Annotated in this window: 19 protein-coding genes and 1 riboswitch; of the genes, 9 read left to right on the plus strand and 10 right to left on the minus strand. The window is 67.1% G+C overall.

Annotated elements, in window-relative coordinates; translation table 11 throughout:
• Positions 1–100 precede the first annotated feature (100 nt).
• A complete protein-coding gene (locus EOJ32_RS01480; RefSeq protein ID WP_045982672.1) occupies positions 101–1,489 on the plus strand; it encodes a phosphomannomutase/phosphoglucomutase in 1,389 nt (462 codons plus the stop codon).
• A 28-nt stretch (positions 1,490–1,517) separates the two neighbouring features.
• Here EOJ32_RS01480 and EOJ32_RS01485 read toward each other — a convergent pair whose 3' ends face one another.
• From EOJ32_RS01485 to cysQ, 8 genes are all read right to left on the minus strand, one after another.
• A complete protein-coding gene (locus EOJ32_RS01485) occupies positions 1,518–2,909 on the minus strand; it encodes a hypothetical protein (RefSeq protein WP_127897477.1) in 1,392 nt (463 codons plus the stop codon).
• Positions 2,906–4,609, minus strand: a complete 1,704-nt coding sequence (locus EOJ32_RS01490; RefSeq protein ID WP_127897478.1) for a beta-1,6-N-acetylglucosaminyltransferase — start codon at positions 4,607–4,609, stop codon at positions 2,906–2,908. Before EOJ32_RS01490 ends, EOJ32_RS01485 begins: the two co-directional genes overlap by 4 nt.
• Positions 4,606–5,625, minus strand: coding sequence for a glycosyltransferase family 2 protein (locus tag EOJ32_RS01495; RefSeq protein ID WP_127897479.1), 1,020 nt, complete (start codon positions 5,623–5,625; stop codon positions 4,606–4,608). The genes EOJ32_RS01490 and EOJ32_RS01495 overlap by 4 nt, the downstream gene beginning before the upstream one ends.
• Before the next feature lie 103 nt (positions 5,626–5,728).
• Positions 5,729–6,751 (minus strand): glycosyltransferase family 2 protein, encoded by a 1,023-nt coding sequence (locus tag EOJ32_RS01500; protein WP_127897480.1) that lies wholly within the window; start codon positions 6,749–6,751, stop codon positions 5,729–5,731.
• The gene (gene galE / locus EOJ32_RS01505; protein WP_127897481.1) at positions 6,748–7,734 is read right to left on the minus strand and encodes a UDP-glucose 4-epimerase GalE; all 987 of its coding nucleotides are present in this window, start codon (positions 7,732–7,734) and stop codon (positions 6,748–6,750) included. Before galE ends, EOJ32_RS01500 begins: the two co-directional genes overlap by 4 nt.
• 3 nt (positions 7,735–7,737) lie before the next feature.
• On the minus strand, positions 7,738–8,634 hold the full coding sequence (locus EOJ32_RS01510; protein WP_045982677.1) for a UTP--glucose-1-phosphate uridylyltransferase: 897 nt from the start codon (positions 8,632–8,634) through the stop codon (positions 7,738–7,740).
• Positions 8,635–8,810: 176 nt separating this feature from the next.
• Positions 8,811–9,611 (minus strand): 3-deoxy-manno-octulosonate cytidylyltransferase, encoded by an 801-nt coding sequence (locus tag EOJ32_RS01515; protein WP_127897482.1) that lies wholly within the window; start codon positions 9,609–9,611, stop codon positions 8,811–8,813.
• A 2-nt stretch (positions 9,612–9,613) separates the two neighbouring features.
• Entirely contained in the window at positions 9,614–10,411 is a 798-nt protein-coding gene (cysQ, locus tag EOJ32_RS01520) for a 3'(2'),5'-bisphosphate nucleotidase CysQ (protein WP_127897483.1), read from the minus strand.
• Between the two features lie 123 nt (positions 10,412–10,534).
• Between cysQ and EOJ32_RS01525 the strand changes: the two genes are divergently transcribed.
• The 8 genes from EOJ32_RS01525 (at position 10,535) to EOJ32_RS01560 (ending at position 19,406) form a co-directional block, all read left to right on the plus strand.
• On the plus strand, positions 10,535–11,356 hold the full coding sequence (locus EOJ32_RS01525) for an ABC transporter permease (protein WP_045982680.1): 822 nt from the start codon (positions 10,535–10,537) through the stop codon (positions 11,354–11,356).
• A gap of 193 nt (positions 11,357–11,549) precedes the next feature.
• Positions 11,550–13,466 carry a molecular chaperone DnaK gene (gene dnaK / locus EOJ32_RS01530; protein ID WP_045982681.1) on the plus strand — a complete coding sequence of 639 codons (1,917 nt, stop codon included), beginning with the start codon at positions 11,550–11,552 and terminating at the stop codon, positions 13,464–13,466.
• Positions 13,467–13,549: 83 nt separating this feature from the next.
• Complete coding sequence (gene dnaJ / locus EOJ32_RS01535; protein ID WP_045982682.1) at positions 13,550–14,713, plus strand: molecular chaperone DnaJ; 1,164 nt, start codon at positions 13,550–13,552, stop codon at positions 14,711–14,713.
• A gap of 42 nt (positions 14,714–14,755) precedes the next feature.
• On the plus strand, positions 14,756–15,514 hold the full coding sequence (gene radC, locus EOJ32_RS01540) for a DNA repair protein RadC (RefSeq protein ID WP_127897484.1): 759 nt from the start codon (positions 14,756–14,758) through the stop codon (positions 15,512–15,514).
• A gap of 178 nt (positions 15,515–15,692) precedes the next feature.
• Positions 15,693–16,256: a ubiquinol-cytochrome c reductase iron-sulfur subunit gene (petA, locus tag EOJ32_RS01545; RefSeq protein ID WP_045982684.1), complete on the plus strand. Its 564-nt coding sequence runs from the start codon at positions 15,693–15,695 to the stop codon at positions 16,254–16,256.
• 11 nt (positions 16,257–16,267) lie between these two features.
• A complete protein-coding gene (petB, locus tag EOJ32_RS01550) occupies positions 16,268–17,608 on the plus strand; it encodes a cytochrome b (protein ID WP_045982685.1) in 1,341 nt (446 codons plus the stop codon).
• Between the two features lie 14 nt (positions 17,609–17,622).
• Entirely contained in the window at positions 17,623–18,414 is a 792-nt protein-coding gene (locus EOJ32_RS01555; protein ID WP_046000445.1) for a cytochrome c1, read from the plus strand.
• Between the two features lie 113 nt (positions 18,415–18,527).
• Positions 18,528–19,406: a ribokinase gene (locus EOJ32_RS01560; protein ID WP_127897485.1), complete on the plus strand. Its 879-nt coding sequence runs from the start codon at positions 18,528–18,530 to the stop codon at positions 19,404–19,406.
• Here EOJ32_RS01560 and aroC read toward each other — a convergent pair.
• Both aroC and mutS read right to left on the minus strand, forming a co-directional pair.
• Positions 19,394–20,494, minus strand: coding sequence for a chorismate synthase (gene aroC, locus EOJ32_RS01565; RefSeq protein ID WP_127897486.1), 1,101 nt, complete (start codon positions 20,492–20,494; stop codon positions 19,394–19,396). The genes EOJ32_RS01560 and aroC overlap by 13 nt on opposite strands.
• Positions 20,491–23,112 (minus strand): DNA mismatch repair protein MutS, encoded by a 2,622-nt coding sequence (mutS, locus tag EOJ32_RS01570; RefSeq protein ID WP_127897487.1) that lies wholly within the window; start codon positions 23,110–23,112, stop codon positions 20,491–20,493. Before mutS ends, aroC begins: the two co-directional genes overlap by 4 nt.
• A 58-nt stretch (positions 23,113–23,170) precedes the next feature.
• Positions 23,171–23,270, plus strand: a riboswitch (TPP riboswitch).
• The last annotated feature ends 25 nt before the right edge of the window (positions 23,271–23,295 follow it).

Below are 23,295 nucleotides of genomic sequence, written 5' to 3' on the forward strand. Positions count from 1 at the left end.
CACCTGATCCCAAGGTCCGAGGGAACCAATCCGGCCCCGGCGGCCTTGAAAAACGGTTTGAACCTGTTAGCGCTGATGCAAACAGGAACCGGAGGACTTCATGGACAATCGCGATCAGCTGGGCAAGCGCGAGATCACCTGCTTCAAGGCGTATGACGTGCGCGGAGAGCTGGGCAAGAACCTGGATGCGGACGTCGCCTATCGCATCGGTCGCGCCTTTGCGCAGGCGCGCGGCGCCAAACGCGTCGTCGTGGGTCGCGACAGCCGCGAATCCTCGCCCGAACTGGCCGCGGCGCTGATCGAGGGCCTGACCGACGGCGGCGCCGACGTGCTGGACCTTGGCCTGGCCGGCACCGAGGAGGTGTATTTCCACACTGGCAATCAGGACACCGATGGCGGCATCGAGGTCACGGCCTCGCATAACCCGATCAACTACAACGGCATGAAGATCGTGGGTCGCGGCTCGGCGCCGCTGGACCCGGCGACCGAACTGCCGCCCATCGTCGATCTGGCCACCAACGGCGAATTCGCCCCCACCACCAAGGGCAGCGTCACCGATTTCAGCCATGCCCGCGCCGAATACGCATCGCGCATGGCCGATTTCGTCGATGTGGCCGCGCTGCGCCCGATGAAGATCGTGGTGAATGCCGGCAACGGCACCGCGGGCCCGACCTTCGACGCGATCGCCGAGGAGCTGGAGCGTCGGGGCGCGCCGCTGACCTTCGTGCGGATGCACCACAACGTCGACAGCAGCTTTCCCAACGGCATCCCCAACCCTCTGCTGGACGAGAACCAGCCCCCCACCGTCGCGCGGATGAAGGAAGAAAAGGCCGACCTGGGCGTGGCCTGGGACGGCGATTTCGACCGCTGCTTCTTCTTCGACGAGAACGGGCGCTTCATTCCCGGGGAATACATCGTGGGCCTGCTGGGCGCGGCATTCCTGGAGAAGTCGCCCGGCGAGAAGATCGTCCATGACCCCCGCGTGATCATGAATACCCGCGCCATGATCGAAGAGGCCGGCGGCGAGGCCGTGGTGTCCAAGACCGGCCATGCCTTCATCAAGCGCAAGATGCGCGATGTCAGCGCGATCTATGGCGGAGAGATGTCGGCGCATCACTATTTCCGCGACTTCTACTATTGTGACAGCGGCATGATCCCGTGGCTGCTGATGATCGAACTGCTGTCGCGCAAGGGCATGACCCTGGCCGAGATGCTGGAAGAGCGGATGCGCCTGTATCCGTCGTCCGGAGAGACGAACTACACCATCTCGGACCCGGATGCGGCCATCGCGCGCCTGATCGAAACCTACGAGCCGCAGGCCGACAGCCGGGACGACCTGGACGGGGTGTCGCTGAACTTTGGCAAGTGGCGGTTCAACCTGCGCAAGTCGAACACCGAACCGGTGGTCCGCCTGAACGTCGAATCCGATGGCGACGCGGCGCTGGTGCGTGAAAAGCAGGCCGAACTGGCGGCGCTGCTCAAGGCGTGACGGGCAGGCGGGCCGAAAGGCCCGCCCCCTAGTCCGAAAACCCGAAGGCGATGTAGTCGCGCAGGTACGCCTGACGCGCGGCCTGCAGCAGGGCCTTGTCGCGCAGGAAATCGGGCATCGGCTGAACCTTCAGCCCCGCCAGGCGCGCGTCGTCGATCCCTGCCGCGCGGGCCAGCGTGGGCAGTTCGTCGGCGATGCGGTCCTCGCGGATCAGCATGTCGGGGCTGGCCACGCGGCTGAACCCGGCGATCACCTCGGACTGGCTGGCCCAACCGGCATGGGTGGGCAGTGTCGTCTGGCCGTTCAGGTTACGTTTCAGGAAGGCCAGGAACTGTGCGAACAGCTCCAGCTGCGCCTGACGATCCATCCCCGCCAATGCCGCGTCCGGCGGCAGCGCCACCCGATGGACGTCGCGCATCAGCTGACGCAGTTCGGGGCGGCTGTCGGTCAGCAGCTGCCGGAACGCCGTCCAGGCCCGGTGCAGCGGGTGGCGCAGTACCGCAAAGCTGCGATGGCCGGGATGCTGGCGTTTCCACTGGCGCAGGCTTGTCTGGGTGAAATCGCCCGACACCGCGCCCAGTGTCGCCATCCAGTCGCGCACCGCATCCCCCGGCCCGCAGCGGACCGGCATGAAGATCAGCCCCTGCCCCGCCTCGACCGCGGAAAAGCTGGGCACGGAGGGGCCGCGACGCGGTTCGAAATTCGGGATGCGGCGCAGCATGAACGGGTCAATCTGCGCCAGGTCCGCCTGCATCTCGTCGAAATTGCGGACCTTGTCGGCCAGTTCGCGAGGGTTCTGGGGCACCTGGTCGCTGGCGGGTTCGACCCTTGCGATGTCGGTGCGGCCCAGCCAGTGGACCAGGCCGGTCATCACCTCGGGGTCGCGCAGGTCCTCGTATCCCAGCCAGAAGGCGGTCTGCCCGGTCACCTGCAACCGGTGCATCACGCGCAGCTGAAACCGCTCGACAGCCGCGATGGTGTCGCGGAACTCTGGCCCGTCATAGGTGATCGCGGCGGGGATCGGAGTCTCCGTCTCGTTCAGCTTCCACTGGTTCGTCTCGCGCGCAAGCTGGGTCGAGACATAGCTGTCCAGCGGGTTGCGGGTCAGCACGATCTTGGCGCATTCGGGGTCATGCATGATCGCGTCGAAGACCCGCGGATCGTGATCGTGGAAATAGCGGAAGCCGGGCAGATGGCCGGGCCGGTCGAACAGCCTGTCCAGCAGGACCATCGGGTCGGCCTCGCGCTGGGCGCGGGTGACGCCCTGCAATTCGTCCTTGTCGGGCCAGCCCATCATGTAGGGGTTGAACGCCTCGCCAAAGCAGGTGACGCCCCGCAGCGCGTTCAGCGTCGCCTCCAGCAGGTTCGAGCCCGTGCGCATCTCGGCGAAGATGACGAAGCGGCGGAACGGAACGGTCATTCGGCGGCGGTCCTTTCGGGAAGGGGGATGTCCGGCATGGGCAGGCCGTCGCCGAACATGCGCGGACGCAGGCCGGAATTGCGCAGCCGCCGCAGCAACTCGGGCAGCCCGTGCAGGTCACGCATCTGCGGCATGTCGGTGGGCGCGTCCGCCAGGCGCGGCAGCTGGGCCAGCGACTGGAACAGCATCTCCTGGGGGCGGGCCAGGAAGTCGGACAGTTCATGGACATGCACGCGCGCCTTGACCCAGACCGAATTCAGCACGTCCATCTGCGCGATCTCGGCCCGCTGCAGCAGGGCCGTGACCCGGCGGATGTCGTCGAAGGGCATGTCCGATCGCAGCAGCGGCAGCATCCAGGCCCCGGTGACCACATGGATATGGGCGTTCGGGTCCGTGGCGATGAACCAATTCAGCGCCTGGTTGTCGCGCGGGCTGAACTGGAACACCTGCATCCGCGTGGTGATGCGGATCAGCGCGGTCAGGAACCCGTGCGGGTCGCGGTCGCGGATCAACGTACTGGACGAGATCGCCCCCGGTCCGATCTGCGGGCGGCCGCCGAATTCCACCGTCTCGGGCCCCAGCAGGTGGCCGTGGACATCGGCATCGACCTGCGCGGACAGCCACCCCTCGAAGCCGGGAAAGATGTCGGAAAAGCCCTGGAACATCGCATAGGGGGCCGAAGTCTTGCCGTTCTCGGCATCCTTGCGCGGAAAGCGCGACTGCATGTAGAGGCCGGGCCGCCCCAGCAGGCGGCGGCGCACCGTCCGGTTGATCAAACGTTCGATCCGTTGGGGCTGGGGCGCGGACAGATCGGGGCGGGCACCGGCCGGACGCGGGAAATGCGCCAGAAGATGCGCGGCTTCGGGCCAGACCTTGCGCGCCACGAAGCAGCGCGACTCCTCCAGCATCAGGGCGTGGTCGTCGTACAGCTGATAGGGCCTGCCGTCGTGGTCGAACTTGGCCAGGGTCAGCGAATGGCTTTCGATGCGGGTCGCGTGGCGCCGCGCCAGCGTCTGGAAATAGCTTTCGTCCGGGATCCAGACCATGCGGAAATAGCGGTCGAACTCGGCCCGGCGCGGATCGTCCAGGATCGCGCGCAGCGTCATCACCGTCAGGCACCACCATTGCGCCCCCAGATGCGGGGTCAGCCCCTTGGGCAGCCTGCGGCGGATGCCCAGGCGGCGCTGCCACTCGGTCAGGCGATCGAACAGCCAGCGCCGCCTGCGCCAGTCCAGCGGATAGAACAGGGTAAAGCGTTCCTCGTTCAGCCCGCCGACGGTCCAGCCGACGTCCAGCGCACTGACGCTTTCGATATGGTCGCGGTCGGGGTCCTGCGCCAGGAACGCCGTCAGGTCGCGCACCGGGCGCAGCGGCAGGCAGGCCCCGGATGCCAGATAGACATGGGTGACGTCGGAAAAGCTGTCCAGCAGCAGCCGCGCCGCATCCTGGGTGGCGCGCACCAGGCTGAAGCGGCCCCAGTCGCAGGTATGGCGCCGCGACCAGACGATGCCGGGAAGGTCGGACAGTTCGACCTGCATCCGCGCCACCGACCGGGCCGAGGCCTTGGCATCGACATGGATCGCCACCCGAGCGCCGCCCTGGACCCAGATCCGCGCCATGTGGGCCGCCACGTCCAGGCGCGCATGGCACAGAAGCACCACCCCCAGCCTGACACGGCGCACCTCCACCGGGCCCGTCATGCCCAGTTCCCCCGGGAGATCAGCCCCAGATCCTCCAGCTGGCGCCAGTCGTCGTATTCGCGCGATTCGCTGCACCACAGGTCGGTGCCGCCGCGCAGCCCGGCGTGATACGCCTTGTATTCCTTGCTGTTGGCATAATGCTGGCGACGGTCCAGCTCCTCGGCGGACTTGTCGGCGAAGGTGGACAGGAACTTGGCGTGCAGCAGGCAGCCCGATGCCATCTCTCCGCCGGCCTCGTCATAGACCATGTTCAGATGGCGGGGCAGCAGCATGTGGGTCGAACTGACATAGGCATAGCGCCAGTCCCACCTGACCAGCGGGGTCTTGTTCAGCGCCGGGCCGGACAGGGGTTCGGCGGTGAAGAACTTGCGCGTGCGGGGACCGCCCTGGATCCACAGGTTGCCGTAATAGGGGTTCTTGCTGATCGTGTAGTTCGCCGGATCGAACCATCGGGCGATGGTGAACGGGTCCGTCCCCTCGGCATAAGGTTCGTCCTCGATATGGCCGCGGGGGTACATGTCCAGCAGCATGGCCGGAAAGCTGCGCCGCCCCGAGGCCTCCAGCCAGTCGGTCAGGGCGGGCAGCGGGCGCGAATCGCAATGCGGATAGATCAGGAACTCGTCCGGATCGACGGTCAGGCACCAATGCCCGTGGCCGTACTTTGCCAGAAGCCTGTTGATCCAGTCCATCCCGAACCGCGACCGCTTGTAGCCGGCATTGGTCCACCACAGCGACACGTCGGGCTGTTCGGCCAGATAATTGCCGCTGCCGTCATCGCTGTCGTTGTTCACGAACAGAAAATGATTCACGCCCAGGTTGCGGTAATAGTTCAGAAAGAATGGCAGCCGCACCCGTTCGTTGCGCATCGTCACCAGGGCCAGGATGTCGTTCTTGCGGATCTGGGCAGTGCGGTTGACCACGGGCCGCAGGGCCCGCCGCCGGTTGAACGCGCGCGCGATCAGGTACTGCCGTTCGGCCCTGCGCCGCAGGCGGTCGGGGATCGGGAACCGGCCCATGCGCATCACGCGGACCGGCGATCGGCAGAAGATGTGCGGCGCGACGTCATGCCCTAGCAATGTGCAGGACACCCCGTTTTGGCAAGCCCATTCAGCGCTTTGGTCAACGCGGCCAGTCGCCTGTGCCCATCAGGCCAAGGTCGACAAGCTGCCGCCACCCCGTGAATCGCACGGATTCCGGCCCGTGCAGCCGCGGCCCGGCCGCAACCGCGCGGTGATAGGCGGCATAGGCATCGGGGTCCGCGAAATGCTGGCGCCGACCCAGTTCCTCATGCGACTTGGCGACGATGTCGGGCAGGAACTTGCCGTGCAGAAGCGCGCCCGACAGCCGTGCATCGCCCGGCCCGTCATAGATCAGGTTCAGCCGGGGCGGCAGGATCGAATGGGTCGAGTTCACATAGACGGCCCGCCCGGTCCAGCGCATCAGCGGCAGCTTGTTCATCGTGGGCGCGCGTCGCGGGGCATCGGCAAAGAACACCCGGTCGCGGACACCGCCCTGCAACCACAGATTTTGGCGCGGCACCGCCCTGCTGGACCGCCACGGCCCCGCGTCGAACCACGGCAGACGCCGTGTCAGCGGCGCCTCCGGCGGCGCATCGGCGGTGCCCAGCGGTCCCGACGGATACAGGTCCAGCATCACCGCCCCCAGCCCCGGCTGCCCGATCCGGTCCAGATGGGCCGTCAGATCGGGCAGCGGCCGGGTATCGTGATGGGGATAGACCAGCAGCTCATCGGCATCGACGGTCGCGCACCAATGCCCCCGCCCGAACCGCCACAGCAGCGCGCCGGCCCAATCCAGCCCGAACCGCGCCTTGCGATAGCTGGCGTCGCAGCGCCACAGCGACACGTCGGGCTGGGCTGCCAGAAACCGGTCCGACCCGTCCGTGCCGGCATTGTCGACGATCAGGAAATGCGCGACGCCCAAGCGGCGATAATGGTCCAGAAACCCCGGCAGGTGCGCGATCTCGTTACGCAGGGTGGTCACGGCCAAGATGTCGGCGGAGCGGATGGCGGCGGTACGGTCGGCGACCGGCTGCAGCAGATGGCGCGCCCTAAGGGCGCGCCAGATCAGTTCGCGGCGTTTCCAGCGCAGGCGATAGGCCTGCCACGCCGCGCGCGGTGTCACTGCCTGTAATCGCCCGTCTGATGCCAGCGCCAGGCATCCGCGATCATCTGGGGCATGGTCGATCGGTCGGGCGACCAGCCCAGTTCGGCCTTGGCACGCGTGCTGCCGCAGACCAGCTTGACCGCGTCGCCGCCCCTGCGCGGGCCGTCCAGCATCGGAACTTCGCGGTTGGTGATCGAGCGCGTCGCGTCCACCACCTCGCGGACCGAGAATCCGTCGCCGGTTCCCAGGCAGAAGACCCGGCTTTCGCGTCCCGCCCGCAGCCATTCCAGACCCTTCACATGCGCGTCGACCAGGTCCATCACATGGACATAGTCGCGGATGCAGGTGCCGTCGGCGGTGGGATAGTCAGTGCCGTGGATGGTCAGCGCCGCGCGCTTGCCATCGACCGCATCCAGGATCAGCGGGATCAGATGCGTTTCCGGGCGGTGGAATTCACCGACCTGCCCGTCGGGATCGGCGCCCGCGACGTTGAAATACCGGAAGATCACAGAGCGCAGGCCGTGGGCCGCGCCGAAATCCGTCAGCATGTCCTCGATCGCGCGCTTGGAGGCGCCATAGGCATTGAGCGGCGCCTGCGGGGTGTCCTCGTCCAGGATCTCGCCGTCGCGGTCACCATAGGTCGCGCAGGTCGAGCTGAAGACGAAATCCAGACAGCCCGCGGCCACCGCGGCCTCGATCAGGTTCAACGACCCCGCGACGTTGTTGCGCCAGTAGAGGCCCGGTTCGGCCATCGCCTCTCCGACCTGGGACAGGGCCGCGAAATGCAGCACCGCCACGGGCCGGTGTTCGGCGAAGGCCGCGTCAAGGGCGGCACGGTCCATTAGGTCGGCCTCGACCACCGGACCGAACTTGACCGCATCGCGCCAGCCGGTGGAGAAATTGTCCAGCGTGACGGGGGTGAACCCCGCCGCCGCCAGTGCCTTGCAGGCGTGCGAGCCGATATAGCCCGCGCCGCCCGTCACCAGAACCGTATCCGACATGAATTATTCGGCCGCCCGGCGCATGGACATCACCTCGTGCAGGTACTCGGCGAACTCGTCCTTCAGCTCGTCGCGCTCCAGGCCAAAGGCCACGGTCGCCTGCAGGAAGCCTGCCTTGGAACCGCAATCGAAACGCTGGCCGCGGAAGCGCAGGCCGAACACGTCGCGGCCCGCCTGGATCTCCTCGGCGATGGCGTCGGTCAGCTGGATCTCGCCACCGGCGCCCTGCTTCAGCTTGTTGAGGTTCTTCATGACCGTCGGCGCCAGGATATAGCGGCCGATCACCGCCAGGTTCGACGGCTGCGTGCCGGTGGCGGGCTTTTCGACCATGCCCTTGGCGCGCACGATCGCGCCCATGTCCTCGGCCACGTCCAGAACGCCATAGGCCTTGGCCTTTTCGGGCGCGACCTCCATCGTGGCGACCATGCTGCCGCCGGTCTCGCCATAAGCCTCTATCATCTGCTGCAGGCAGGGGGGCTCGCCTTGGATGACGTCGTCGGTCAGCACGACCGCAAAGGGCTCGTCATCCGACAGCAGGCGACGGGCGCACCAGACCGCATGGCCCAGGCCCAGGGCCTTGTGCTGGCGGATATAGGCGATGGCGCCCGAATCCATGTTCGTCGCACGCAGAATCTCCAGCAGCTCGGTCTTGCCGGCCTTCTTCAGGCTGGATTCCAGCTCGTGCGCGTGGTCGAAATAGTCCTCAAGCGAGCCCTTGCCGCGCGAGGTCACGAAGATGAATTCCTTGATGCCTGCCGCGCGCGCCTCGTCGATGGCGTATTGAATCAGCGGCTTGTCGACCAGCGACAGCATTTCCTTGGGGATGCTCTTGGTGGTGGGTAGGAATCGTGTTCCCAGTCCGGCGACCGGAAAGATGGCTTTTGTAACCTTGCGACCCATGACGGATACCTTTTGTATGGCTCGGCGGGACCAGTCCCCGCCGCAATGGCGTCGATGCCTAGTGCAGCAGCGACATTGACTTCAATGGGCAGGTTAGGCTCTCGGCAGCTTGTCGCCAAGCAAATGTCGAGAATTCGCTGCAAATTCACAAAGATCAAACGCTGCGAGGCAGGCGATCACATCATCGCCATGTCCTGCATCATCTGCTCCAGACGCGGAACATCCTGAGGGTTGTTTAGTTCCCAGAATTGCCGACCGCGTGCCTCGACCTCGACGCAGCGCACATGGCGGCCGCGTTCCAGAAAACGCAGCTGTTCCAGTCCCTCCAACCGTTCCAGTGCGCCTTCGGGCCAGGTGGCGTATTCGGCCAGCGCCGCCGGGCGATAGGCATAGACGCCCACGTGATGAAAGACCGGGCTTGGCGCGTCGGGGGCCACGTCACCCGGAACAAAGGGGATGACCTCCTTGGAAAAGTACAGCGCACGGCCCTCATGGCCGAAAACCGCCGTCGTCCCGCCCACGCGCCCCGCATGGCGGTCGGCGATGAGGTCGGCCCGCATCGCCCCGGTGCAGCGCAGGACAGGCGTCGCCACCTGCGCGTCGGGATCGGCGCGCAGGCCGGCGACCAGATCCTCAACGAACCAGGCAGGCGTCAGCGGCGCGTCGCCCTGCAGGTTCACCACGATCTCGGGGGTCAGGCCCAGGGTCGCCACCGCCTCGGCGCAGCGCTCGGTGCCGTTGCGGCAGTCGGGGCTGGTCATCGCCACCTCCGCGCCGAAGGCCAGGGCGTGGTCGCGGATGCGGTCGTCGTCGGTGGCCACGATAACGCGGTCGATCCCGCGCACGCCGACGGCCGCGTCCCAGCTGCGTCGGATCAGGCTGCGCGCCTGCCCCCCCGCGCCGCGCAGTTCGACCAGCGGCTTGCCCGGATAGCGGGTCGAGGCGAAACGGGCGGGAATGACGATGACGACCGACATGGTCACTCCTTCACCAGCAGGACGCCCGGCGCATAGGCGATGAAGAACGGGTTCTCGAACCCCGGCTTGCCATAGGCCAGGGGGCTGTGGTCGTCGAACCGCACGACCTCTCCGCCGGCGCCGCGCAGGACGGCGTCGCCCGCGGCGGTGTCCCATTCCATCGTCCGGCCCAGGCGCGGATACAGGTCAGCCTCGCCCGTGGCGACCAGGCAGAACTTCAGCGAACTGCCTGCGCTGGTCATGTCGCGCAGGCCGTAGCGGTCGATATAGGCGTCGGTCGCCGCGTCGCGATGCGACTTGGAGGCGACGACCATCAGGCCGCGGTTGTCGGGCATCGGGTTCACGCCGATCGGGCGGGTCTCTCCGGGCGCGTCCCCGAAGGGGCCCGTCTCCTCGACGGACCGCCCGTCGGCGGTGGTGTAGAACAGCCGCCCCTTGGCGGGGGCGTAGACGATGCCGCGCACCGGCACGCCGTGCTGGACATAGGCGATGTTGACGGTGAAATCGCCGCGGCGCTGGACGAACTCCTTGGTCCCGTCCAGCGGGTCCACGATCAGGAAGGTGCGCAGGCTCTGGCCGTGGGTGTCGGCCTGCTCCTCGGTCACCAGGGGCGTGTCCGGGAACGCCTCGCGCAGCCCGGCCGAGATCAGCGCATCGGCGGCCTCGTCCGCGGCGGTGACGGGCGAATCATCGGACTTGGCGCGGACGTCGAAATCGTCGGCCTCGTAGATCTGCATGATCCGGTCGCCGGCCTGCAGGGCCAGGCGCCGCATTTCGGTGATCAGTCGGTCGAATTGCATTCACTTTCCTTTCCCTGCCAGAGGCCTGCGGCCGCTGCCCGATTGTGCGGGGGTGCTGCGCCTCTTATGATGTGCGGCGGGTCCATCGGCAAGCGCCGGGCCGCCAGTGACGGAGCACCGCCCTTGTTCAAGCAGCGCCAGAACCGGAACCTGTTCCAGGCCGCCTTCACCACCTTCGCGCTGATCTATCACCAGACGGTGTACAACCTGCGCACCGAACACCGCAACGCGGTGCTGGGCCTGGTCATGACCATGATGCAAAGCGTCGTCTTCGTCGTGGTGTTTCTGGGCATGTACACGCTGATCGGCATCGGCGGGTCGCAGATCCGCGGGGATTTCCTGCTGTACATCATGTCGGGGATCTTCATCTTCATGCTGCACGTGCAGGCCGTGGGCGCGGTCGCGGGCAGCCATTCGGTGTCGTCGGGCATCATCAAGCACGAACCCCTGAACGCGGCGGTGCTGATCTCGGGGGCGGCGCTGGCGGTGCTGTACCGCCAGACGATCAGCTGCCTGGTGATCCTGTCGGTCTACCACATGGTCTTCCAGCCGATCACGATCGAGGACCCTGTCGGTGCCGGGTCGCTGTTCGTGGTGTCCTGGTTCACCGGCTGCGCGATCGGGCTGATCTTTCTGGGCATCCGCCCCTGGTCCCCGCAGGCCTGCAAGGTGCTGACGATGGTCTATCAGCGCGTGAACATGTTCGCGTCGGGCAAGTTCTTCGTCGCCAACATGATCCCCAGCTTCATCCTGCCATGGTTCGCGTGGAACCCGCTGTTCCACCTGATCGACCAGGAACGCGGCTTCCTGTTCATCAACTATTCGCCCCATCGCACGATGCTGTTCTACCCCCTGTGGTTCGCGATCGCGGCGCTGATGGTGGGGCTGCTGATCAACTTCACGACCCGCAAGTACGAATCCATCAGCTGGAGCGCCGCGCAGTAGCGCCATGGCCCCGGTTTCGCGGGCCCAAACCACCGATTTTGCGCTGCGGCAGTGCTTGCGGGGCTGAATTGCATCCCTATATACACCCCCGAAGCGGTCCGGAGGTTCCGGCCCGTTCGTCAAGGGATCGGGCCTCGGGGGCCGCAACGGACCCGCAGTCCAAGATATCGCCGCAAGAGAAGGTTAAACACATATGTCAAAAGTCATCGGCATCGACCTCGGCACCACCAACAGCTGCGTCGCCATCATGGACGGCAGCCAGCCGAAGGTCATCGAGAACAGCGAAGGCGCGCGCACCACGCCCTCGATCGTGGGTTTCAAGGATGGTGAACGCCTGGTCGGCCAGCCCGCCAAGCGCCAGGCCGTGACCAACCCGACCAACACCGTCTTTGCCGTGAAACGCCTGATCGGGCGCCGCATGGGCGACGAGGCCGTCGAGAAGGACCGCAAGATGGTCCCCTACACCATCGCGGATGGTGGCAACGGCGACGCCTGGGTCGAGGTGCAGGGTGAGAAGTACTCCCCCGCGCAGGTCAGCGCGATGATCCTTCAGAAGATGAAGGAGACCGCCGAATCCTATCTGGGCGAGACCGTGACCCAGGCCGTGATCACCGTTCCGGCCTATTTCAACGACGCCCAGCGCCAAGCCACCAAGGATGCCGGCAAGATCGCCGGACTGGAAGTGCTGCGCATCATCAACGAGCCGACCGCGGCCGCGCTGGCCTATGGTCTGGACAAGAAGGAAACCAAGACGATCGCGGTCTATGACCTTGGCGGCGGTACCTTCGACATCACCATCCTGGAGATCGACGACGGCCTGTTCGAGGTGAAGTCCACGAACGGCGACACCTTCCTGGGTGGCGAAGACTTCGACATGCGGATCGTGAACTATCTGGCCGACGAGTTCAAAAAGGAACACGGCGTCGATCTGTCCAAGGACAAGATGGCCCTGCAGCGCCTGAAGGAAGCCGCGGAAAAGGCCAAGATCGAGCTGTCTTCCTCCAGCCAGACCGAGATCAACCAGCCGTTCATCTCGATGGACAAGAACAGCGGCACCCCGCTGCACCTGGTCGTCAAGCTGACCCGCTCCAAGCTGGAAAGCCTGGTCGCGGACCTGATCAAGCGCACCATGAAGCCCGTCCAGGACGCGCTGAAGGATGCCGGCTGCTCCAAGGGAGACATCGACGAGGTCGTCCTGGTCGGCGGCATGACCCGCATGCCCAAGGTCGTGGCCGAGGTCACCGAGTTCTTCGGCAAGGAGCCCCACAAAGGCGTGAACCCCGACGAGGTCGTGGCCCTTGGCGCCGCCATTCAGGCCGGCGTGCTGCAGGGTGACGTCAAGGACGTCGTGCTGCTGGACGTGACGCCGCTGTCGCTGGGCATCGAGACGCTGGGTGGCGTGTTCACCCGCCTGATCGACCGCAACACGACCATCCCGACCAAGAAGAGCCAGATCTTCTCGACCGCCGAGGACAACCAGGGCGCCGTGACGATTCGCGTGTTCCAGGGTGAGCGCGAGATGGCCGCGGACAACAAGATGCTGGGCCAGTTCAACCTGGAGCACATCCCGCCCGCGCCGCGCGGCATGCCGCAGATCGAGGTGACCTTCGACATCGACGCCAACGGCATCGTGTCGGTGGCCGCCAAGGACAAGGGCACCGGGAAAGAGCAGACCATCACCATCGCGGCTTCGGGCGGTCTGTCCGACGAGGACATCGAGCGGATGGTCAAGGATGCCGAGGCGAACGCCGAATCCGACAAGACCCGCCGCGAGCTGGTCGAGGCCAAGAACCAAGCCGAAAGCCTGATCCACTCGACCAACAAGTCGCTGTCCGAGCATGGCGACAAGGTCGACGCCTCGACCGTCGAGGCCATCGAGCTGGCCATCGGCGCGCTGGAGGAATCGCTGAAGTCCGAGGACCCGGGCAAGATCCGGTCGGGCATCCAGAACGTCATGGACGCGTCCATGCGCCTGGGCGAGGCAATCTACAAGAACCAGCAGAGCGCCGAGGACTCCGATCCGTCGGACCGCGACGCCCCGCGTGATGTCGACGACGACATCGTGGACGCCGATTTCGAAGATCTGGGCGACGACAAGAAGCGCGGCTGATCGGGGCCGCATCCCCTGACCGGGCCGGCCCGCCTTTCCCGCGGGCCGGCCTGTTTCATGGGGACAGCTGAACAGGACGACACATGAGCAAGCGTTGTTACTACGAAGTGCTCGGGGTCACGCGCGGGGCCTCGACCGACGAGATCAAGAAGGCCTACCGCACCAAGGCCAAAGAGCTGCATCCCGACCGCAACCAGGACGATGCGACAGCCGAGGCCCGCTTCAAGGAAGCGAACGAGGCCTATGACTGCCTGAAGGACGACACCAAGAAGGCCGCCTATGACCGCTTCGGCCATGCCGCCTTCGAGGGTGGCATGGGCGGCGGTGGCGGTGGCCGCGGCCAGCATCCGGGCGATTTCGGCGCGGCGTTCGCCGACGTGTTCGAGGATCTGTTCGGCGACATGATGGGCCGTCGCGGCGGCGGCGGTGGCGGGCGTGCCCGGGCGCAGCGCGGGCAGGACCTGCGCTACAACCTGCGCGTCAGCCTTGAGGACGCCTATGTCGGCGTGCAAAAGCCGATCACCGTGCGCGGCTCGGTCGCCTGCGGCGAATGCGACGGGACCGGGGCCGAGGGCGCGTCCCAGCCTGCCGCCTGTCCGACCTGCGCAGGCATGGGCAAGGTCCGCGCCCAGCAGGGCTTCTTCACCGTCGAACGCACCTGCCCGACCTGCGGCGGCGCCGGCCAGATCGTCAAGAACCCGTGCAAGGCCTGCCACGGTGCGGGCCGGATGGAACGCGACCGCGCGCTGTCGGTGAACATTCCCGCCGGTGTCGAGACCGGCACCCGAATCCGGCTGGCCGGAGAGGGCGAGGCAGGGCTGCGTGGCGGTCCGGCCGGGGATCTGTACATCTTCATCGAGGTCCAGGACCACGCCATCTTCCTGCGCGACGGCAAGACGCTGGCCTGCCAGGTGCCGGTCAGCATGGCCACCGCCGCCTTGGGCGGCGAAGTCGAGGTGCCGACCATCGACGGCGGGCGCGCCCGCGTCAAGGTCGCCGCCGGCAGCCAGACGGGCCGGCAGATGCGCCTGCGCGGCAAGGGCATGCCGCCCCTGCGCCACGGCCCCGGGGCGCAGGGCGATTTCGGCGACATGCTGATCGAGCTGACCGTCGAGACGCCGGTCAACCTGACGCCCCGCCAGCGGGAGCTGCTGCGAGAGTTCGAGGCCGAGAAGGCCGACAACAGCCCGCAATCGGACAGCTTCTTCGACAAGGTGAAAGGGTTCTGGGAAGGGATGACCCGTTAAGGGTTAACCGTTCCTTTACCGATTCGGGTTCATGTTCCGCACATGGACCCGAATCGTTCCTTTGGCGAAATGCCCCTGCCCCTGTTCAGCCCCGCCGCGGATGACGTGGTGCCGGCCACCAAGGCCGCACCCTCCTATCTGGCCGATCACCGGGCAAGGCTGCGCGAACGGTTCCTGCAGGGCGGCGCGACCGCGATGCCCGATTACGAGCTTTTGGAGCTGGTGCTGTTCCGCGCCATCCCGCGCCAGGACGTCAAACCGCTGGCCCGCCGCCTGATCGAGACCTTCGGCGATTTCAACCGCGTGGTCACCGCGCCGCCCGCCCGCCTGCAGGCGGTCGACGGTGTTGGCCCCGCGGTCGTCACCGAACTGAAGATCGTCGAGGCCGCGGCGCAGCGCATGGCCCGCGCCCGCATCATGCACCGCCCGGTCCTGTCCAGCTGGCAGTCGCTGCTGGACTATTGCCACACCGCGATGGCGCATCGCGAGATCGAGCAGTTCCGCGTGCTGTACCTGGACCGAAAGAACGTCCTGATCGCGGACGAGGAGCAGTCGCGCGGCACGGTGGACCACGTCCCCGTCTATCCCCGCGAGATCATCCGCCGCGCATTGGAGCTGAACGCCTCGGCGCTGATCCTGGTGCATAACCACCCCTCGGGCGATCCGACGCCCTCGGACAGCGACATCGCCATGACGGTGCGCATCGGGCAGGCCGCAGAAAGCATGGGAATCACCATCCACGACCACCTGATCATCGGCAAGTCGCGCGAGCTGTCGTTCCGGTCCGAGGGCCTGCTCTGATCCCCGCGGGGGGTGCAGCATTTGTGCCCGATGCGTCGAATTGCAACGGGCCGCGACGGCTTATCATCTGGACTGACGAGGAATTGAGGGCTAGAACCGCCCCGCGAAGGCTGCGTTTCGGACGCGGCCCGGAATGTCGTATCGGCCTGCATTGACGGCCCGAATTGGAGTATGACCCGTGTCCCACGCAGATGACCACGTAGGCACCCGGAGGGATTTCCTCTATTATGCCACGGCGGGCGCAGGCACGGTGGCCGCCGGTGCCGCCGCCTGGACCCTTGTGAATCAGATGAACCCCTCGGCCGACGTGCAGGCGCTGGCCTCGATCCAGGTCGATGTCAGCGGCGTCGCCGCCGGGTCGCAGATCACCGTGCTGTTCCTGGGCAAGCCCGTGTTCATCCGCCGCCGGACCCCCGAGGAGATCGAGGCCGGACGTGCGGTCGAGCTGAGCGAGCTGCCCGACCAGAACGCCCAGAACCCCAACCTGGCCGACGGATCGCCCGCCACCGACGCGAACCGCGCGCTGGACGAGACCGGCGAATGGCTGGTCCAGATCGGCGTCTGCACCCATCTGGGCTGCGTGCCCATCGGTGACGGCGCGGGCGATTTCGGCGGCTGGTTCTGCCCCTGCCACGGCAGCCATTACGACACCGCAGGCCGCATCCGTCGCGGGCCCGCGCCGCAGAACATGCATATTCCGCTGGCGTCGTTCGTGAACGACACCACCATTCAGCTGGGTTAAGGAGGGTTATCATGGCCGGAATTCCGCACGACCATTACGAGCCCAAGTCGGGCTTCGAACGCTGGCTTCACCGCCGCCTGCCCGTCGCCGGCGTGCTTTACGACACGCTGATGATCCCCACGCCCAAGAACCTGAACTGGATGTGGATCTGGGGGATCGTGCTGGTCTTCTGCCTGGTGCTGCAGATCGTCACGGGCATCGTCCTGGTGATGCACTATACCCCGCATGTCGACATGGCCTTCGCCAGCGTCGAGCACATCATGCGCAACGTCAACGGCGGCTACATGCTGCGCTACATCCACATGAACGGCGCGTCGCTGTTCTTCGTGGCCGTGTACCTGCACATCTTCCGCGGCCTCTACTACGGCAGCTACAAGGCCCCGCGCGAGGTCACCTGGATCATCGGCATGCTGATCTACCTGCTGATGATGGCCACCGCCTTCATGGGCTACGTGCTGCCCTGGGGTCAGATGTCTTTCTGGGGCGCGACCGTGATCACCGGCCTGTTCGGCGCCATTCCGGGCGTGGGTGAAACGCTGCAGACCTGGCTGCTGGGCGGACCCGCGGTCGGCAACGCGACGCTGAACCGCTTCTTCTCGCTGCACTACCTGCTGCCCTTCATCATCGCGGGCCTGGTCATCGTCCACGTGTGGGCCTTCCACACCACGGGCAACAACAACCCGACCGGCATCGAGGTGCGTCGCACCAGCAAGGAGGAGGCCGCCAAGGACACCCTGCCCTTCTGGCCCTACTTCGTCATCAAGGACCTGTTCGCGCTGGCCGTCATTTTGGCCGTGTTCTTCGCGATCGTGGGCTTCATGCCCAACTACCTGGGCCACCCGGACAACTACATCGAGGCCAATGCGCTGGCCACGCCCGCGCATATCGTGCCCGAATGGTACTTCCTGCCCTTCTACGCGATCCTGCGCGCCTTCGACGCCGAGGTGTGGCTGGTCCAGCTGGTCCAGTTCGTGACCTTCGGCATCGTCGACGCCAAGTTCTTCGGCGTGCTGGCGATGTTCGGCGCCATCGTGGTGATGGGCCTGGCGCCCTGGCTGGACACCAGCCGCGTGCGCTCGGGCCGCTATCGTCCGCAGTTCAAGTGGTGGTTCTGGCTGCTGGCGGTCGACTTCGTCGTCCTGACCTGGGTCGGTGCCATGCCCACCGAGGGGCCCTATCCCTACATCGCGCTGGCTGCCGCGGCCTACTGGTTCGGCTACTTCCTGGTGATCCTGCCGCTGCTGGGCGTGATCGAGAAGCCGGAGCCCATGCCCGCCACGATCGAGGAAGACTTCAACGAACACTACGCGCCCAAGGTTGGTGGAACCAGCCTGACGCAGCCGGCCGAATGAGAGGACCAAGGATCATGCTGAAAGCACTAGCGATCGCCGCCGTCACGGCCCTTGGCCTGTCCGGACCGGCGATGGCCGCAGGCGAAGGCGGGCACATCGAGGATGTCGCCTTCCCGCACGAGGGTCCGTTCGGCGCATACGACCAGTTCCAGCTGCAGCGCGGGTTGCAGGTCTATACCGAGGTCTGCTCGGCCTGCCACGGCCTGAAATACGTCGCCATCCGCACTCTGGCGGATGAAGGCGGCCCTGGCCTGCCCGAGGATCAGGTCCGCGCCTATGCGGCCGAACTGCTGCCGGTCTTCGACGACGCGATCGGAGAGGAGCGTCCGCGCACCATCACCGATCACTTCCCGGCAACCTCGGGTGACGGCATGGGCCCGGACCTGTCGCTGATGGCCAAGGCCCGCGCGGGCTTTCACGGCCCCTTCGGCACCGGTCTCAGCCAGCTGGTCAACGGCATGGGCGGTCCGGAATACATCCACGCCCTGCTGACCAGCTATACCGGCGAGGACCAGGAACAGGCCGGCACGCTGCTGCACGGAAACACCGCCTTCCCGGGCGGCTGGATCAGCATGGCGGCTCCGCTGTCCGACGGTCAGGTCACCTACGAGGACGGCACCGAGGCGACCGTCGACCAGATGGCGATGGACATCGCAGCCTTCCTGATGTGGACCGCCGAGCCCAAGATGATGGACCGCAAGTCCGTGGGCCTGGTCGCGGTGCTGTTCCTGGTGCTGCTCAGCGCGCTGCTCTATGTCGTGAACAAGCGGCTGTGGGCGCCCCACAAGGGCAAGCTGCCCGCCTGATCCTGCACGACAGGTCGACATGACAGGACGCGCTCCGCAACGGGCGCGTCTTTTCACATCTGGACAAGGCCCGGCCCGCCCGGTCACATGGCCGCCAAACGGCGGAGGCGTGCATGGCAATCTGGAACCTGGGCTCGATCAACATCGACCATGTCTATCGGCTGGAGAGCCTGCCCAAGCCCGGAGAGACGTTGGCCTCGCGCGGCTATGCGCAGGGTCTGGGCGGCAAGGGCGCGAACCAGTCGGTCGCCGCGGCGCGCGCGGGCGCGGTCACGCATCACCTGGGCGCGATGGGCACGGGCGATGACTGGGTGCGGGACCGGCTGGCGCAGGCAGGCGTGGACATGGGCCATGTCGCCCGGCTTGCGGATCAGGCGACGGGCCACGCGATCATCCTGCTGGATGCCGATGCGGAAAACGCCATCGTCATCCACCCCGGCGCGAACCGTGCCATCGACGAGAATGCCCTGACGCAGGCCCTCTCCGCCCTGACCCCCACTGATACGCTGCTGATCCAGAACGAGACGAACGGCCAGGTCGCCGCCGCCCGCGCGGCGCAGGCGCAGGGCGCGCGCGTGATCTATTCCGCCGCCCCCTTCGATCTGGACGCGGTGCGCGCGATCCTACCCCATGTGTCGATCCTGGCGATGAACGCCGGAGAGGCGGAGCAGCTGTTCGCGGGTGTTCCCGGCGACCTGCCCGTGCAGGGCCTGCTGATCACCCGCGGCGCGGACGGAGCCGAATATCGCGACCTGACCACCGCGCAGGTGCATGAGCAGCCCTCGTTCCGCGTGACGCCTGTGGACACGACCGGCGCGGGCGACACCTTCGCGGGCTATTTCGCGGCGGCGCTGGACAGCGGGGCGGATATTCCTGCCGCCCTAAGGTTGGCCTCGGCCGCGGCGGCGGTCAAGGTCACGCGGGCGGGGGCGGGCGATGCCATCCCCACCCGCACGGAAGTAGACGCGTTTCTGGCCGATCAGCCGATCTGACCACGCACCCCGCCGGTCTGCGCCCGGTCCATCAGCAGGTGATCCAGGATCACGCAGGCCGCCATCGCCTCTGCCACCGGCACGGCACGGATGCCCACGCAGGGGTCGTGGCGGCCCTTGGTGATCACGTCGATCTCCTCTCCGCGCGCATTGATCGATCGGCGGGGCGTGGTGATCGAGCTGGTCGGCTTGATCGCGAAACGCACGACGATGTCCTGACCCGTTGAAATGCCTCCTAGAATCCCGCCTGCATGGTTCGACAGGAACTCCGGCCCGTCCGGCCCCATGCGGATCTCGTCCGCGTTCGCCACCCCGGTCAGCGCGGCCGAGGCCATGCCCTCGCCGATCTCCACGGCCTTCACGGCATTGATCGACATCATCGCGGCGGCCAGATCGGTGTCCAGCTTCGCATAGACTGGCGCGCCGAGGCCGGCGGGACAGCCCTGAACGCAGACCTCGATGGCCGCGCCGACGCTGTTCTGATCCTTGCGGATGCCGTCCAGGTAATCGGACCAGGCCTGAACCGCGCCCGCATCGGGCAGGAAGAACGGATTGTCGTTCACCGCGCCCAGGTCCAGCCGCGCGCGGTCCAGATGCATCGCCCCCATCTGCACCATGTAGCCGGTGATCCGCAGATCGGGCACCAACGCGCCCAGCACCGCCTGCGCCACCGCTCCCGCCGCAACCCGCGCCGCCGTCTCGCGCGCCGAAGACCGGCCCCCGCCGCGATAGTCGCGCACCCCGTATTTCAGATGATAGGTGATGTCGGCATGACCGGGGCGGAAACTGGTCGCGATGTCGCCGTAATCCTTGGACCGCTGATCGGTGTTCTCGATCATCAGCTGGATCGCGGTGCCGGTGGTGACGCCCTCAAAGACGCCGGACAGGATGCGCACCTGGTCGGGCTCGCGCCGCTGCGTGGTGTGCTTGGAGGTGCCGGGGCGGCGGCGGTCCATGAAGCGCTGGATGTATTCTTCGGTCAGGGGCACGCCGGGCGGCACGCCGTCCACCGTCGCGCCCAGGGCGGGGCCGTGGCTTTCGCCCCAGGTGGTAAAGCGGAACTCGCGGCCGAAGGTGTTGTAGCTCATGGGCGCGTCTCCTCGGACAGGGCTTTCAGTTCATAGATCAGGTCCAGCGCCTCGCGCGGGGACAGGGCGTCGGGATGGACCGCCTTCAGCCGGTCGTCCAACGGGCGGGCCTTGGGCGCGGGCGGCGGCACGGCGCGGAACAGCGGCAGGTCGTCGATCAGCGCCACGGGGCGCGCCGACTGACGCTCTCCGCTTTCCAGCGCGGTCAGGACGGTGCGGGCGCGCTCCACGACCGACGCGGGCAGGCCCGCCAGCCGTGCGACCTGGACGCCATAGCTGCGGTCGGCCGCGCCCTTCCTGACCTCGTGCAGGAAGATCACCTCGCCCTGCCATTCGCGCACGGTGACGGTGGCGTTCTCGACGCCCTCCAGCTTGGCCGACAGCGCCGTCATCTCATGGTAATGCGTCGCGAACAGCGCCCGGCAGCGGTTGGCGGCATGCAGATGCTCCATCACCGCCCAGGCAATCGACAGCCCGTCCCAGGTCGAGGTGCCGCGCCCGATCTCGTCCAGGATCACCAGCGCGCGGTCATCGGCCTGGTTCAGGATCGCGGCGGTTTCCACCATCTCGACCATGAAGGTCGAGCGCCCCCGCGCCAGGTCGTCGGCGGCGCCCACGCGGCTGAACAGCTGGCTGACCAGCCCGATATGCGCCGCCCGCGCCGGAACAAAGGCCCCGGCCTGCGCCAGCACCGCGATCAGCGCGTTCTGGCGCAGGAAGGTCGACTTGCCCGCCATGTTCGGCCCGGTCAGCAGCCAGATCGCGGGCGTGGCCCCGGTGGTCAGGTCGCAATCATTGGCGACGAAGCTTTCCGCCTTGCGGCGCAGCGCGCGTTCCACGACCGGATGGCGGCCCCCTTCGATGACGAAGGCGCGGCTGTCATCGACGCGCGGCCGGACCCAGCCCTCGCCCGAGGCAAGATCGGCAAAGGCGCAGGCAAGGTCGATCTCGGCCAGCGCGCGCGCTGCCTGCCCGATGCGCGCCGCCTGATCCAGGATCGCCGTCCGCAGGCGGTCGAAGATGCCCCGCTCGATCTCCAGCGCGCGGTCGCGGGCGTTCAGGATGCGGGTCTCCAGTTCGGACAGTTCCACCGTGGTGAAGCGGATCTGGTTCGCGGTGGTCTGGCGGTGGATGAAGGTCTGGTTCAGCGGCGCGGCCATCATGCGTTCGGCATGGGTGGTCGTCGTCTCGATGAAATAGCCCAGGACGTTGTTGTGCTTGATCTTCAGGCTGCCGACCCCGGCCAGTGCCGCGTAATCGGCCTGCATCCCGGCGATGACGCCGCGCCCCTCGTCGCGCAGCCGCCGGGTCTGGTCCAGATCGGCGTCATGCCCCTCGGCCACGAAGCCGCCGTCCCGCGCCAGCAGCGGCGGCTCGGCCACCAGCGCATCGTCCAGCAGGTCAACCAGCGTCTCATGCCCGACCAGATCGCCCGCCGCATCGCGCAGCACGGGCGGCGCATCACCGGGCAGGCGCGCCGCGATGGCCGCGCCCTGCGTCAGCCCCGCCCGGATCGCGGCCAGATCGCGCGGCCCCCCCCGGTCCAGGGCCAGCCGCGACAGCGCCCGGTCGATGTCCGGCACCCGCGCCAGCGCGCCGCGCAGATCCGAAAGCAACCGCGCATCCCCCGCCAGCGCCGCCACCGCGTCATGGCGCGCCGCGATCAGCGCCAGATCGCGCGACGGTGCGCTGATCCGGCGTTCCAGCAGGCGCGCGCCCGGCGCGGTCACGGTGCGGTCGATGGCCGCCAGCAGCGATCCGTCGCGCCCGCCAGACAGGGCCTGGGTCAGCTCCAGATTGCGCCGGGTCGCGGCGTCGATCTGCATCGCACCGCCTGCGCGTTCGCGCATCGGCGGGCGCATCAGCGGCAAGCGGCCCTTCTGCGTCATGTCCAGATAATCGACGATGGCGCCCATCGCGGCCAGTTCGGCGCGCGTGAAGCTGCCGAACCCGTCCAGCGTCTCGACGCCGTACAGCGCACACAGCCGCCGCGTGCCCGCATTGCTGTCGAACGCGCTGGCGTGCAGGTCGGTCATCACCGCGCCCGCATCGCCGATCAGCTCCTCCAGCCCGGTGTCGCAGGCCAGGACCTCGCGCGGGGCCAGCCGCGCCAGTTCGGGGGCCAGACGCGGCAGGGGGCAATCCATCACCGAAAACGCGCCGGTCGAGATATCGACCCAAGCCAGCGCGCCCTCCTCGCGGACCACCACGAATGCCGCCAGGTAATTGTGGCGCCGCGCCTCCAGCAGCGATTCCTCGGTCAGGGTGCCCGGCGTCACCAGCCGCACCACGTCGCGCGCCACGACCGATTTCGACCCGCGCTTCTTGGCCTCCGCCGGGTCCTCCATCTGTTCGGCGATGGCCACGCGGAAACCCTTGCGGATCAGCGTCAGCAGATAGCCCTCGGCCGCATGGACGGGCACGCCACACATCGGGATGGGCTCACCCGCATGGGTGCCGCGTTTGGTCAGCGCGATGTCCAGCGCGGCGGCAGCGGCGACCGCGTCGTCGAAGAACATCTCGTAGAAATCGCCCATGCGATAGAACAGCAGCGCGCCGGGATTGGCCTCCCGGATCGCAAGATACTGCGCCATCATCGGCGTGGGCTGATCAGACATGTCCTTGGTCATGGGCGGTTTCTATCCGCTTGCGCGGGCGCGCGAAACCTCTACATTCGGGATCACCTCGGGGTGCCCCATGCGGGCTGAGACGCGACAGCGGACCCGTTGAACCTGATCCGGCTCACACCGGCGGAGGGAAGGTGCGCACCCCCTTCTTTTCGATCACCCGACAAGAGAGGC

This window comes from Paracoccus sp. Arc7-R13 (genome assembly GCF_004010775.1).
Classification (GTDB): domain Bacteria; phylum Pseudomonadota; class Alphaproteobacteria; order Rhodobacterales; family Rhodobacteraceae; genus Paracoccus; species Paracoccus marcusii.